12 protein-coding genes and 1 tRNA gene are annotated in these 13590 nt (G+C 68.7%); 8 read left to right on the forward strand and 5 right to left on the reverse strand.

Annotated elements, in window-relative coordinates; all coding sequences use genetic code 11:
• Positions 1–18: 18 nt before the first annotated feature.
• On the reverse strand, positions 19–1158 hold the full coding sequence (locus N802_RS07445; protein ID WP_211254356.1) for a thiolase family protein: 1140 nt from the start codon (positions 1156–1158) through the stop codon (positions 19–21).
• Positions 1155–2213, reverse strand: a complete 1059-nt coding sequence (locus N802_RS07450; RefSeq protein WP_052109566.1) for a class I adenylate-forming enzyme family protein — start codon at positions 2211–2213, stop codon at positions 1155–1157. The genes N802_RS07445 and N802_RS07450 overlap by 4 nt, the downstream gene beginning before the upstream one ends.
• Positions 2214–2298: 85 nt before the next feature.
• Between N802_RS07450 and N802_RS07455 the strand changes: the two genes are divergently transcribed.
• The 7 genes from N802_RS07455 (at position 2299) to N802_RS07485 (ending at position 8857) form a co-directional block, all read left to right on the forward strand.
• Complete coding sequence (locus N802_RS07455) at positions 2299–3342, forward strand: chorismate-binding protein (RefSeq protein WP_211254357.1); 1044 nt, start codon at positions 2299–2301, stop codon at positions 3340–3342.
• Between the two features lie 51 nt (positions 3343–3393).
• A complete protein-coding gene (locus tag N802_RS07460; protein ID WP_211254358.1) occupies positions 3394–4242 on the forward strand; it encodes an aminotransferase class IV in 849 nt (282 codons plus the stop codon).
• Positions 4239–4730, forward strand: a complete 492-nt coding sequence (locus N802_RS07465; protein WP_245613854.1) for a TIGR02611 family protein — start codon at positions 4239–4241, stop codon at positions 4728–4730. The genes N802_RS07460 and N802_RS07465 overlap by 4 nt, the downstream gene beginning before the upstream one ends.
• A 93-nt stretch (positions 4731–4823) precedes the next feature.
• Positions 4824–4897 (forward strand) — tRNA-Val (locus tag N802_RS07470).
• A 167-nt stretch (positions 4898–5064) separates the two neighbouring features.
• The gene (locus N802_RS07475) at positions 5065–6453 is read left to right on the forward strand and encodes an FAD-binding oxidoreductase (RefSeq protein ID WP_035914193.1); all 1389 of its coding nucleotides are present in this window, start codon (positions 5065–5067) and stop codon (positions 6451–6453) included.
• On the forward strand, positions 6450–7730 hold the full coding sequence (locus N802_RS07480) for a class I SAM-dependent methyltransferase (RefSeq protein ID WP_035914196.1): 1281 nt from the start codon (positions 6450–6452) through the stop codon (positions 7728–7730). The genes N802_RS07475 and N802_RS07480 overlap by 4 nt, the downstream gene beginning before the upstream one ends.
• Entirely contained in the window at positions 7727–8857 is a 1131-nt protein-coding gene (locus N802_RS07485; protein WP_035914490.1) for an NAD(P)/FAD-dependent oxidoreductase, read from the forward strand. Before N802_RS07480 ends, N802_RS07485 begins: the two co-directional genes overlap by 4 nt.
• On the opposite strand, the gene N802_RS07490 is transcribed toward N802_RS07485, so the two are convergent.
• The 3 genes from N802_RS07490 to N802_RS07500 are packed head-to-tail and all read right to left on the reverse strand — an operon-like array spanning position 8836 to position 12187.
• On the reverse strand, positions 8836–9483 hold the full coding sequence (locus N802_RS07490) for a class I SAM-dependent methyltransferase (RefSeq protein ID WP_035914198.1): 648 nt from the start codon (positions 9481–9483) through the stop codon (positions 8836–8838). The genes N802_RS07485 and N802_RS07490 overlap by 22 nt on opposite strands.
• Positions 9480–11417 (reverse strand): acyl-CoA dehydrogenase family protein, encoded by a 1938-nt coding sequence (locus N802_RS07495; protein WP_035914201.1) that lies wholly within the window; start codon positions 11415–11417, stop codon positions 9480–9482. The genes N802_RS07490 and N802_RS07495 overlap by 4 nt, the downstream gene beginning before the upstream one ends.
• A gap of 2 nt (positions 11418–11419) precedes the next feature.
• On the reverse strand, positions 11420–12187 hold the full coding sequence (locus tag N802_RS07500; RefSeq protein ID WP_035914203.1) for a TetR/AcrR family transcriptional regulator: 768 nt from the start codon (positions 12185–12187) through the stop codon (positions 11420–11422).
• A 112-nt stretch (positions 12188–12299) separates the two neighbouring features.
• Here N802_RS07500 and N802_RS07505 point away from each other — a divergent pair, with 112 nt between their 5' ends.
• Positions 12300–13589 carry an acetyl-CoA C-acetyltransferase gene (locus N802_RS07505; RefSeq protein WP_035914206.1) on the forward strand — a complete coding sequence of 430 codons (1290 nt, stop codon included), beginning with the start codon at positions 12300–12302 and terminating at the stop codon, positions 13587–13589.
• The last annotated feature ends 1 nt before the right edge of the window (position 13590 follow it).

The following is a 13590-nucleotide window of genomic DNA, read 5'->3' on the forward strand; positions in this document are numbered from 1 at the left end:
GGCGAGTCGACGACGAGCTCAGTCGACTCGCTCGACGAGAAGGGCGACGCCCTGTCCGCCGCCGACGGCGATGGTGGCGAGTCCGAGACGAGGACCATCAGGGCGCATCATCTGGCTGAACAACCGCACGCCCAGGACGGCACCCGATGCGCCCCACGGATGACCCAGGGCAATCGCGCCGCCCTCAACGCAGACGCGCTCCTCGTCGAGACCCAGTTCGTCGCAGCAGGCCAGGACCTGGGCAGCGAACGCCTCGTTGACCTCGATCACGTCGATGTCATTCAGGGTCACACCGTTGCGGGACAACAGGTTCCGGACGGCTGGCACTGGTCCGACGCCGGGCAGGTTGGGATCGCTTCCGACGGTTTCCCAGTCACGGCAGGCCAGGCCGGGTATGCCGTCCGCCCGCCTTCTCGCCTCACTCACGATCGCCACGGCGGCCGATCCATCGTTGATACCGCAGGCGTTGCCCGCCGTGACCGTGCCATCGGTCGAGAACGCGGCTGGGAGGCGGGCCAAGGTCTCGGCGCGCAGGTTGGCACGTATGCGCTCATCACGGGCCAGTTGGGGCAGGACGACGAGTTCGTCGTCGAACCGGCCGTCATCGCGAGCCGCAGCGGCGCGCGCGTGGGAGCGGACGGCATACGCATCCTGACGGGCCCGGGTGATCCCCCAACGGCGGGCGACGTCGTCGGCAGCCGGACCCATCTCAGGATCACCGATCTCCGCGGGCGAGAACGGTGCTCGGGTGTAGCGCTCCGCATCGCGGCCATCAGTGGCGGGCCAGAACCGCCATGGGGCAGTGCTCGCGCTCTCCACGCCGCCCGCGATGACCGACTCCGCCGTGCCCGAGCGCACGAGGGCGCACGCCGTCGTGATGGCCGCCAGCCCGCTCCCGCACTGGAGATCGACCGTCATGGCGGGCGTGGTGATCTCGAACCCGGCGCCGAGCGAGGCGACCCGGGCGACGTTTCCGCCAGGCCCCATGCAGTTGCCGAGGACCACGTGCTCCGGCTGAGAGAGGCCTGCATCCCCGGCGGTTGCCCGAAGGACTGGGGCGGCGAGGCCCGCGACGTCAACGTCGCGCAGCGCGAGGCCTGCGGTCCCGATGGGGGTGCGTCGTGCGGAGATGATGACCGGAGTCGACGGCGAGATCACGGGGAGTCCCCTGTCCGTCGGTCGGCGCTCAGGCGGGCGCGGATGGCGGCACGGTCGACCTTGCCTGCGGTCGTGAGCGGGAGCTCGGGCCACTCGTGCCAGCGCCGGGGGAGGTGGGTGCGGGCGACGAGTCCGGCCGTGTCCGCGCGCACGGCGTCGAGGTCGTGGTCCACGGCTCGGTCGACGTCGGGTCCGTGCGATCGGACCAGCACCGCTTCCACCACTTCGCCGAGCTGTGTGTGCGGCATGCCCACGACGGCTGCGTCGGACACTGATGGAAGGGACCGCAGGACCGCCTCGATGTCGGCGCACAGGACGGTGGCGCCACCGGTTGTGATGGTGTCGCTGCCTCGACCGAGCACGACGAGACCGAGGTCGTCGTCCATCCGACCGTGATCGCCGACCGAGGCGAATCCGTCCGCGTCCCAGAGCAATGGCCCGCTCTGCCCGGGGGAGTACCCGTCGGCCAGCCACGGGCTCCTCGCCCAGACGGCCCCATCCCGGAGATCGATCTCCACCTCGGGGAAGGGTTCCATGCGTCCCGAGGAGCGCATCGCCACGAAGCTCAGTTCGGCCGCGCCGTAGTAGTCGACCACTTGGATCCCCGCTGCCGCAGCGCCCTCACGGACGGCATCGGGGAGCACTGCGCCCGCGCACACGGCTGTGCGCAGCGAGCCCGGGTCGCGTTCGAGCATGCCGGCCAGCATGCCCGGGGTGAAGTGGGCGACGGTGCACGTCCGCAGGGCCCGCTCGGCATTGCGCAGGCTCCAGTGGTTCAGGGCGACGACGCCCGCGCCGACGTGGGCGGCATGCGCGTGGGCGAAGGCGAACATGGAGCTGCTCGGCGGTGAGGGGACGAGCACCCGGTCGCCCGGGCCCGTTCCCGTCAGCCGACTCACATGGTCGAAGCTGTCCACCCAGGAGGCGACGGTGCGGCGCACCGTCCGCGGAGCGGCAGTGGTGCCCGACGTCGTGAGCTCGAGCCATGACCGGCCCTCCGCCTCTCTCAGAACGCCCATGTCCCGCAGGACCCTGAGCGCTGCAGTCTCACGCACGGCGCCACGCTCTCACACCTGCCGCCACGGCGTGGGTCGACCGGCGGTTCACGGAAGCCGTGTGGTGAGCCCTAGCATCGAGGCCGTGGCGTGGGCGAGGTTCAGTTCCCTGGACGGAGACGTGATCGAGGCGAGCGGCGTGGATGCCGTGACGCACGACATCGACGATCTCACGTCGGGATTCTGGGCAGTCGTCGTCACCTTCGCGGGGGACCTGACGGCGGTCCGCATGTCCTCCGTGACCCGCCACCCTCTAGGTACGCCCGTCGCGGCCGACACGACCGCGAACTGGCCCGGTGCGGACGGCGCGTGGAACGCCAGCCTGGACGACACGGCATACGTCGCAGGGGTTGAGGAGATTCGGGAACGGATCGCGCGTGGAACGGTCTACCAAGTGAACCTCTGTCGCGTCCTCGGCAGCGAACTTGGGCACGACGCACCCGTTCGCGCACTGGGCGCGGTTCTGGCACGGGGAAACCCGGCTCCCTATGCCGCGACGATCGACATCCCCGAGGCGGGTCTCGAGATCGCCTGCGCCTCCCCGGAGGTCTATCTCTCGCGCAGAGGCGAAGTCGTCACGTCCAGCCCCATCAAGGGCACGGCGCGAACGGCCGGAGAGATGCTGCCCAAGGACTACGCGGAGAACGTGATGATCGTGGACCTCGTCCGCAACGACCTCCAGCACGTATGCCGTCCGGGCACCGTCCGCGTCGATCACCTGTGCCGCGTCGAACACCATCCGGGGCTGGTCCATCTCGTGTCGGACGTCTCGGGCGAGCTCCGCGAGGGGGCGACCTGGCGGGAGGTCCTCGACGCCTCGTTCCCACCTGGATCCGTGTCGGGAGCTCCCAAACACACGGCCCTGCAAGCCATCGCGGACCTGGAGCCGGCGGCCCGAGGTCCCTATTGCGGCGCCATCGGCTGGATCGATGCCGACCGCGACGAAGCGTTGCTGGCGGTGGGCATCCGCACGTTCTGGATCGACCGCGACACGCAAGGCCGGCGGATCGTCCGCTTCGGGACGGGCGCCGGCATCACGTGGGGGTCGGATGCCGAGGGGGAGTTGCGTGAGACCGAACTCAAAGCCGCGAGGCTCATGGCCCTGGCGCGCGGCGAGGTTCGCGGCTGACCCACGGCAGGTCCGCAGGGGACTCTCGGCGGGATCTGGGAGGCTGGTCCCATGAACGAGATCCGGGTGTGGGTGAACGGGCAGGTCGTCGACGCGGACGTGCCATCGGTGCGGGCGCTGGACCATGGCGTCACGGTGGGTGACGGAGCCTTCGAGACGTGCAAGATCGTGAACGGTGAGGCGTTCGCGCTCACCCGTCACTTCCGTCGCCTCGGACGGACCCTCTCCGGACTCGGCCTCCCGGCGGTGGACGACGCCGTGATCAGGGAAGGCATCCAGGAGGTCCTGGCCATCGGCGACCCCATTGCCTTCGGACGCGTGCGGATCACCGTGACCGGCGGGGCAGGCCCGCTCGGCTCCGACCGCAACGACTCACCGGCCACGGTCATCGTCGCGGCCACCTCCTCAGCGCCGCACGAGCCGTCGGCCGCCGTCGTCACCGTGCCGTGGGTCCGCAACGAGAGGGGCGCGACGGCCGGCCTCAAGACGACCTCGTATGCCGAGAACGTCATCGCCGTCACCCATGCCCGCTCCAGAGGAGCCGAGGAGGCCCTCATGGCGAACACGCGCGGCGAACTCTGCGAGGGGACAGCGTCCAACGTGTTCGTCGTGACCGACGGTGTCCTTCGCACCCCGCCCCTGGAGAGTGGATGCCTGGCCGGGATCACTCGTGAGCTGGCCATCGAGTGGTGCCGGGCCGCCGGCCTCGAGGTCGTCGAGGAGGCCCTGCCGTTCGACGTGCTGGACAGCGCCGACGAGGTGATGATCAGCAACTCGTCGCGCGACGTCCAGGGGGTCCACGCCGTCGACGACCGCCGACTCGCGGCGCCCGGCCCCGTGACGACGAAGGTCATCGATGTGTGGCGCGCGGCCGAGTCGTCGCTGGGGATCGATCCGTGACCGAGCGTTCCACGTCTGCGGAGGGCTCGGTGGTGGGTCCGCAGCCCGTCGACAGGGCTGGGGTCGATCACCACGTCCTCGTGGACGCGGCGGAGGACGACTGGGCCTGGCGTCGACGGATCCGCGCCAACCCGACATCTGCCAAGGCCTACCGGGTGGCGGTCTTCCTCCTTGGCCTCATCGTCGTCACTGGCGGTCTGCTGCTCATTCCCTTCCCCGGCCCCGGGTGGTTGATCGTCATCGCCGGACTCGCGATCTGGGCAACGGAGTTCGAGAAGGCCCAGCGCGCCCTCGAGTTCGTCAGGAAGAACCTGCGGATCTGGGAGGAGTGGATCAGGCGACAGAACCTCCTCGTCAAGACGCTTGTCGGGGTGGCCGGCCTCGCGTTCGTGGCAGCGGTTCTCTGGGCCACCTTCCACTTCTCGGGCATCCCGGCGTTCTTCCCGGACGTCCTCGAGCACTGGATGCGCACGACGGCTCGCGTGTGACGGAACCTGCCGACATCGGGCAATGGACACCCGGATTTCGCCGAGGGGAGAGGCGGCAGGTATCCTCATCCAGCCTGCTCACCGGCAGGCGTCGGACGTATAGCTCAGCTGGTTAGAGCGCTCGCTTCACACGCGAGAGGTCAGGGGTTCGAGTCCCTTTACGTCCACCCCACGAACGGCCCCTGAACCGCGACTGCGCGGAGCGGGGGCCGTTCTTCATGCCATGGAGCGTCTGTGGTGAGCTGCAGGGCGTCACGTGGAGCCGCGGGCCGCAGCGTGAGTAGCGCCGGAATTGGACACGCGAATGTCACGCGCCGGGCGTAACGTGAATGGCATGGAGCGAACCCTCCGGACCGCTGCGCGCACGGAAGGAGAGCGGCGGCTGCTCGAGAGTTTCACCGCGATCCCTCCAGACCAGCCCGTGCGCCTGGCGAAACGCACGTCGAACCTGTTCCGAGAGCGGACGCGATCGAGGACTCCAGGGCTCGACACCACCGGGCTCTCTGGGGTTCGGGCTGTCGATGTCGGCACACGGATGGCGGACGTGGACGGGATGTGCACCTACGAAGACCTCGTCGCCGCAACGCTTCCCCATGGACTCGCGCCGCTCGTCGTGCCGCAACTCCGCACGATCACGCTCGGCGGAGCCGTGACCGGGCTCGGCATCGAGTCCACGTCCTTCCGCAACGGACTGCCCCACGAGTCCGTCATCGAGATGGACATCCTCACCGGCACGGGCGAGATCGTCACGGCTCGCCCCGACAACGAGCACGCCGACCTCTTCCGGGGCTTTCCCAACTCGTACGGCTCGCTGGGCTACGCGACGCGCCTGCGGATCGAGCTCGAGCCGGTCAGGGCGCATGTCGCCGTGCGCCATGTTCGGTTCCATGACCTCGACGCGCTATGTGCCGCCATCGAGTCCGTGATGGAGAGCAGCGCACACGGTGGGGAGTCGGTCGACTACCTCGACGGCGTCGTGTTCAGCGCCGATGAGTCCTACCTGACCCTGGGACGCCAGACCGACGACGGGCGCCATCCGAGCGACTACACCGGGCAGGAGATCTACTACCGCTCGTTGCAGCACGACGGTCCGGAGCCGAAGCGGGACCTGCTCACGACCCACGACTACCTGTGGCGGTGGGACACGGACTGGTTCTGGTGCTCCCGGGCATTCGGTGCCCAGAACCCCAGAGTGCGGCGGCTGTGGCCGAAGCGCTATCGACGATCCGGGGTCTATTGGAAACTGGTCGCCCTCGACCAGCGGCTTCATTTCTCAGACCGTGTGGAGGCGCGCAAGGGCAACCCGCCCCGTGAGCGGGTGGTTCAGGACGTCGAGGTTCCCCTCGACCACACGGCCGAGTTCCTGCGGTGGTTCCTCGACGAGGTCCCGATCGAGCCGATCTGGCTGTGTCCGTTGCGCCTACGCGGTGAGCGGACCTGGGATCTCTACCCCCTGAGCCCGGGCAGGACCTACGTCAACGTCGGCTTCTGGTCGACCGTGCCAGGGGCAGGACCGGGCGGGGAGTCCGGCGCCACGAACCGCGCCATCGAGCGACGCGTCGGCGAGCTCGGGGGCCACAAGTCGCTCTACTCCGACTCGTTCTACGCCCGCGAGACGTTCGACGCCCTCTACGGCGGCGAATCGTATGCCGCGCTCAAGGACGCGTACGACCCTGACGGCCGATTCCCCCACCTCTATGACAAGGCGGTTCGACACGCATGAGCACATCCCGTGACATCAGGACCATCGCCGACCTCGTGGACGCGGTGGTGGACGGCCCACTTCCACTGCGCATCACGGCCTACGACGGATCGAAGACCGGTCCGGACAGTGCACCCCGCAGCGTGCACATCGCCAACCAGCGGGCGGTCGCCTATCTTGCGACGGCGCCGGGCGACCTGGGGATGGCCCGGGCCTACACCACCGGGGACCTCGTCCTCGACGGAGTGCACCCGGGAGACCCGTACGACGCGATCGTCGATCTCGAGGGCCTGCGGTTCCGCCGGCCCGACCCGCGTCTGGTCCTGGACCTCGCGCGGGTGTTGGGCGTGCGCGGCCTCACGCCGCCTCCGCCACCACCGCAGGAGTCGCTGCCGCGCTGGCGGCGAGTCACAGAGGGAGTCCGCCATTCGTTCCAGCGGGACAGCGAGGCGATCCAGCACCACTACGACGTGTCCAACGCCTTCTACGAGCATGTCCTTGGACCCACGATGACCTACACGTGCGCTGTGTTCCCCGACCGCGACACACACCTGGACCAGGCGCAGGAGAACAAGTACCGCCTCGTCTTCGACAAGCTGGCACTCAAGCCGGGGGACCGTCTTCTCGACATCGGCTGCGGTTGGGGCGGCATGGTGCGGTATGCCGCCCGTCGGGGGGTGCATGCCGTCGGGGTCACGCTCTCGAAGGAACAGGCTCTGTGGGCGCAGGCCTCCATCGACCGCGAGGGCCTCGCCGACGTCGCCAGCGTGCGGCACGACGACTACCGGAACGTCACCGAGGTGGGCTTCGACGCGATCTCGTCGATCGGGATCACCGAGCACATTGGCGTGCGCAACTACCCCGACTACTTCACCTGGATGCTCCGGCACGTCAAGCAGGGTGGCTTCGTCCTCAACCACTGCATCACTCGACCGGACAACAAGCCGCGAAGCACCGGGGCGTTCATCGATCGCTACGTCTTCCCCGACGGAGAGCTCACCGGCTCCGGTCGCATCATCACGACGATGCAGGATGTCGGCCTCGAGGTCCTGCACGAGGAGAACTTCCGTGAGCACTACGCCATGACCCTCACCGCCTGGAACGAGAACCTCGTGGAGCACTGGGACGAGTGCGTGGCGGAGGTCGGTGAAGGGACCGCCAAGGTCTGGGGCCTCTATCTCGCAGGTTGCCGGCGCGGGTTCGAGCGCAACGTCGTCCAGCTCCACCAGGTGCTGGCGACTCGCCACGACTCGACACGACAGCAGCAAGTGCCGCTGCGTCCGTGGTGGTCGGCATGAACGCCGGACCTGTGGTCATCGTCGGCGGCGGACTGGCGGGGGCGTCGGCGGCCGAGGCATTGAGGGACCGTGGCTACGACGGGGAGGTCATCCTCCTCGGCGTCGAGCGGCACCTGCCCTACGAGCGCCCCCCACTGAGCAAGAGTGTGTTGCTCGGTGACAAGGAGGTCGGCTCCGCCTACGTCCACGACCAGACTTGGTGGCGTGACCACGACATCGACGTCCGGACCGGGGTAGAGGTGCACTCCGTCGACCTCGCCGGCCGGCGCGTCGTCACCAGTGCCGGGGAGCAGCCCTACGAGTGGCTCGTGCTCGCGACCGGATCGGAGCCGCGGCACCTTCGCCTCGCTGACGAAGCCGATGCGCCGGTCCACTACCTCCGCACCGTCGAGGACTCGCTCGCGCTCAAGGACTCCCTGACGGACGGGGCGAAGGTCGCCATCGTCGGTGCCGGTTGGATCGGACTCGAGGTGGCCTCGGCGGCGCGTGCCGCCAAGGCGCACGTCACGGTCTACGAAACGGCCGACCTGCCGCTCCTTGCGGTGCTCGGTCCGGAGGTCGCGCAGCATTTCGCGGATCTGCACACGGCTCACGATGTCGACCTTCGCCTCGGCGCAGCAGTGTCATCTGAGGACCTCAGTGACGCCGACGTCGTCGTGGTCGGCATCGGGGCCGCGCCGCGGACCGAGTTGGCCGAGGCCGCGGGCCTGGCAGTCGACGATGGGGTCCTCGTCGACGAGCTCCTGAGGACGTCCGACGATCGAGTTCTCGCCATCGGAGACATCGCGAACCAGCAGCACCCCGTGCTCGGTCGGCGAGTGCGAGTGGAGCACTGGGACAACGCCATTGGCCAGGGCAAGGCGGCGGCGGCGACCATCACCGGTGCTGCCGAGCCGTACGCGAAGGTGCCCTACTTCTTCACGGACCAGTACGACTTCGGCATGGAGTACTTCGGGCACACCGGCCCCGCCGGCTACGACCGCGTCCAGACACGGGGTGACTTCAACGGACCCTTCCGCGCATGGTGGATCCGGGACGACGTCGTCGTTGCCGCCATGCAGGCCAATGACTGGGACGCCTCCGACGAGACGCGGGCCATCGTGGGTCAGGCGCCGCCACCCGATTGACCCGACGCGGGAACGCTGAGCAACCACACGGCATACTCCTCGTTCGCGGGATGGAGTTCGTAGGTGCCGAAGCGCTGGTCGACCGTGAGTCCGGCCGCCTCGGCGTCGCGAGTGAACTCGTCGGGGGAGTAGGTGCGGCTGCCGGCCGGCCCAGCCGTGAGGTGGAAGCCGATGAGCAGGCGGCCGCGCGGTCCCAGCAGCGTGCGAAGACGCGTGAGCGCCTGCACCTCGGTGCCCTCTGCCAAGAGGATGAACACGTTGCCGACGGCAACGACGAGGTCGTATGCCGTGGGTCGCTCATGCTCCGAAAGGGCTGCCGGTGTCGTCTCGAGGATGTCGAGGGGCAGTAACCCGAGACCGGGGTAGGTCCGCTCGGACTGCTCGACGAGGTAGGGGTCCGGCTCTATGCCCGTGACGTCGTGTCCGCGTGCCCGAAGCGCGGCCGTGACCCGGCCCATTCCTGCGCCTGCGTCCAGGATGCGCGCCCCGCGCGGGACCAAGGCGTCCGCGAGTCGAGCCTCCCCGTCGATGTCCTCACCCTGCGCGACGAGTTCGGCGAAGCGCGGACCATAGCCGCGGGCTCCTCCACCGCCAAGGGCCCATCGGGTGGGTGGAACCGTGTTCATCCGCGCCCCGCAGGCAGCGGCTCGAGCAGGCCCGGCGCGCCGAGCCATGCGTCGGGGATGGCGAAGGCGTCCACGAGAGTCCGAGCCTGGGGGGCGAGGTCCTTGCACAGGACACCGACGGAGCGGATCACTGCCTTGGAACCGGTCGGTGTGAGCCGCCCGTGCTCGAGGTACCAGCCTCTGTGACGCTCGACCGTCGACAGGGCGAACAGGTCGGTGACGGAGTCGAAGAGGTCTTTCGCGGGCCCCTCCTCAAGAGCCTCGACGGCTTGAACCATGGCCTCGAGAAGCACCCGATCGATGTGGGCCTCGGCCGCAGCGAGCATGTGGTCCTGGGCATTGTTGAAGATGCGGAACGCGGCGTCCGGCTCCTCCTTGGCAGCCTTGCCGAGCCGCAGGGCCACGCCTTCGAGGAGGTGCTTCTCACGGTCGAGGAACAAGGAGAGTTGGCGGCCACGGTTCAGTTCGGCTTCATCCGTGTCATCGCTCGGCGCCCGAGATTTCAGCTTGGCGATGAGTCCCGCGGCCGGGGTCTTCTCGAGGATCGACGAAGCCGTGAACCGTGACGCGAAGGCGATCATCGCCAGCATGGAGTTGTCCTCGAACGTCTCCTGGAACTCGGTGAGGAGGCCCTTGGCGACGAGTTGGAGAAGGACGGTGTTGTCACCCTCGAACGTCGTGAAGACGTCGGTGTCCTCCTTGAGGATGGTGAGCCTGTTGGCGGCCATGTAGCCAGCGCCGCCGCACGCCTCGCGACACATCTGAATCGTGTCCGTTGCGTGCCGCGTGGCGATCGCCTTGATGCCGGCAGCACGGGCCTCGAGTTCGCGCTGACCCTCCTCGGGTGCAGCACCCTCGTGGCCCGCGATCTCGTGCATCATCGCGACGAGGTCGTTCTGCGCGAGCATGAGCGCGTAGCTCTTGGCAATCGCCGGAAGCAGCTTGCGCTGGTGAGCCCGATAGCTCATGAGCGTGAGCTCCTCGGTCCCCCCGGGAGCCGCGAACTGCCGTCGGTGCAGGGCATAGCGCGTGGCCAGCGTCAGCGCCGAACGGGTTGCGGCGCCTGCCCCGCCCGCGACGGAGACGCGGCCCCGGACGAGGGTTCCGAGCATGGTGAAGAAGCGTCGTGAGGCGTTGTCGATGGGGGAGCTGTATGCCCCGTCGGGCTCGATGTCGCCGTAGCGGTTGAGGAGGTTCCACCGTGGCACGCGCACGCTGTCGAACTCCAGCGTGCCGTTGTCGACCCCGGTCAGGCCGCCCTTGGCGCCGCAGTCGCCGATCGTCACCCCCGGCATCGGCCGTCCGCCCTCGTCGCGGATGGGGACGAGCACGCAGTGGACGCCATGCGCTTCTCCGTCGGCGGTGACGAGCTGGGCGAACACTGCCGCCATCCGGCCGTCACGGGCGGCGTTGCCGATGTAGTTCTTCTGGCTGCCCGGCGTCGGTGAGTCGATGACGAGCTCGTCCGTGGTCGGGTCGTGCGTCGCCGTGGTCTCGAGGTGCTGGACGTTGGATCCATGCCCGGTCTCGGTCATGGCGAAACACCCCAGGAGCGTGCCGTCCACCATGCCGGGGAGGTATGCCGTGTGGTGCCGCTGGGTGCCGAGGTTGGCGATCGCGCCTCCGAAGAGGCCGAACTGCACGCCAGCCTTGACGAGGAGTGAGAGATCTCCGTGCCCGAGCATCTCGAAGGCGGTGACGGAGGCGCCGTAGTCACCCGTGCCGCCCATGCCGCGGGCCAGACCGTCCGGGGCGAAGCCCTCCTTGGCCAGTGCCATGAGCTGCTTCTTGGTCCACGCGCGGTGGTCCGCCATCGACAGGGGCTCGGGCGGAGGGGCGAACCGGGCCGCGTCCTCGTGGGCGCGCAACTGTCGCCGCACCTCGCCCCACCGGCCATCGAGGATCTGGGTCAGGGCGGGGGCGAGGTCGGTCACGGTCACTCCTTGTCGGGTGTGGCGTCGGTCGTCGGCCAGGCCGAGGAGAGTCCGCCCCAGATGAGCTCGGTGAGGTGCTCCTTGAGCGTCTCACGGGAGGTGCCGGAGGCAGCCGCTCCGGCACGCAGCCATTCGTCACCAGCGGCGCGGACCATGCCGACGACGGCGTGACCCCAGGTCTGGGCAGCGGACGTGTCGCGGCCGGCAGTCTCGAGAGCGGCTTCGATGAGCGTCCCGATCTGGACGGCCATCGCCTGGCTCACCGTCGAGGCGAGATCGATCGTCTCGGTGCGCTCCGACGGTGGCACGAGGGGAGCGGCGACGATGAAGCGATAGACCTCGGGGTCGTTCTCGACGAGGGAGAGGTAGGCATCGACGGCGGCGCCGAGCACCGTGCGAGGGGGAGATGCTGGGTCCGAGACGCGGCCGGTCAGCGCCGCAAGGTCGCCGACGGCCCGGGTGATGTCCCGCATGATGATGGTGTTGACCCGCTCGGCCACGGCGCCGTAGAGCCCCGCTCGGTCGGTGAAGTGGCGGTAGAAGACCGTCTTGGACGTCCCGGCCACGCTGGCGATGTCGTCCATCCCGACGCCGGCGCCACGGCTGCGAATCGCGCGCAGGGTCGCCTCCACCAGCTCGGTGCGGCGTTGTGCGCGGTGACGGTCCCAGCGGCTGCTGCGACCGTCGACGACGACGCCATCGAGCGTCGTCGGAGTGCTCGATCCGGTCGAGTCGCCGCCGTCGCTCACGGGCCCCGTGGTGCTGGTCACAAGATCGGACCGTAGCAGGTGGAGACGAGTACCTGCTACCGTCAGTACCGGATATGTGTCGCGTTCCACGTGACCGCCTCGTCCACCACACGACAGACCTCAGGAGCACACGGTGACAACTGCAAGTCCCCGCCGCGCCGCCATCCTCGGCGGCAACCGCATTCCCTTCGCCCGCCAGTTCGGGCCGTATGCGAACGCGTCGAACCAGGACATGTTCACGGCTGCCCTTGAGGGCCTCGTCGCGCGCTACGGCCTCGCTGGTGAGCGCCTCGGCGAGGTGGTCGGTGGTGCTGTCATCAAGCACGCCCGCGACTTCAACCTGACGCGCGAAGCGGTCCTCGGGTCGAGCCTCGCACCGGAGACCACGGCATACGACGTCCAGCAGGCGTGCGGCACCGGACTCGAGAACGCCATCCTCGTCTCGAACAAGATCAAGCTCGGCCAGATCGAGTCCGGCATCGCCGGTGGTGTCGACACGGCCTCCGACGCTCCGATCATGGTGACCGAGAAGCTGCGTCGCAAACTGCTCAAGATCAACCGCCAGAAGACCACCGTCGACATGGCCAAGAGCGCCCTGGCGATCCGTCCCGGCGACATCGGCATCGAGACCCCCGCCAACACCGAGCCGCGCACCGGCCTGTCCATGGGCGAGCACATGGCGATCACGGCCAAGAAGTGGGGGATCACCCGCGAGGCGCAGGACGAGCTGGCGGCCCTGAGCCACCAGAACCTCGCCAAGGCCTACGACAACGGCTTCTTCGACGACCTCATGACGTCCTACCTCGGCCTGGCCAAGGACCAGAACCTGCGCGCCGACTCGACCGTCGAGAAGCTCGCGAAGCTCAAGCCGGTCTTCGGCAAGGGCGAGGGCGCGACGATGACCGCAGGCAACTCGACGCCACTCACCGATGGCGCCTCGGCTGTCCTCCTCGGCAGCGAGGAGTGGGCCGCCGAGCACAACCTCACGGTGCAGGCCTACCTGGTCGACGGTGAGGTTGCCGCTGTCGACTACGTGCACGGTGACGAGGGCCTGCTCATGGCTCCCGCGTATGCCGTTCCGCGCCTTCTCGCACGTCAGGGCCTCTCGCTCCAGGATTTCGACTACTACGAGATCCACGAGGCGTTCGCGTCGACGGTTCTTTCGACCATGAAGGCGTGGGAGGACGAGGAGTTCTGCACCCAGCGCCTCGGTCTCGAGAAGCCCCTTGGCTCCATCGACCGTTCCAAGCTCAACGTCAACGGCTCGTCGCTCGCGGCCGGTCACCCGTTCGCGGCCACCGGCGGTCGCATCGTCGCCTCCCTCGCCAAGATGCTGCACGAGAAGGGTCCGGGCAGCCGCGGACTCATCTCCATCTGCGCAGCCGGTGGCCAGGGCGTCGTCGCAATCCTCGAAGGAGCCTGAT

Source organism: Knoellia sinensis KCTC 19936 (genome assembly GCF_000768705.1).
Lineage (GTDB): Bacteria > Actinomycetota > Actinomycetes > Actinomycetales > Dermatophilaceae > Knoellia > Knoellia sinensis.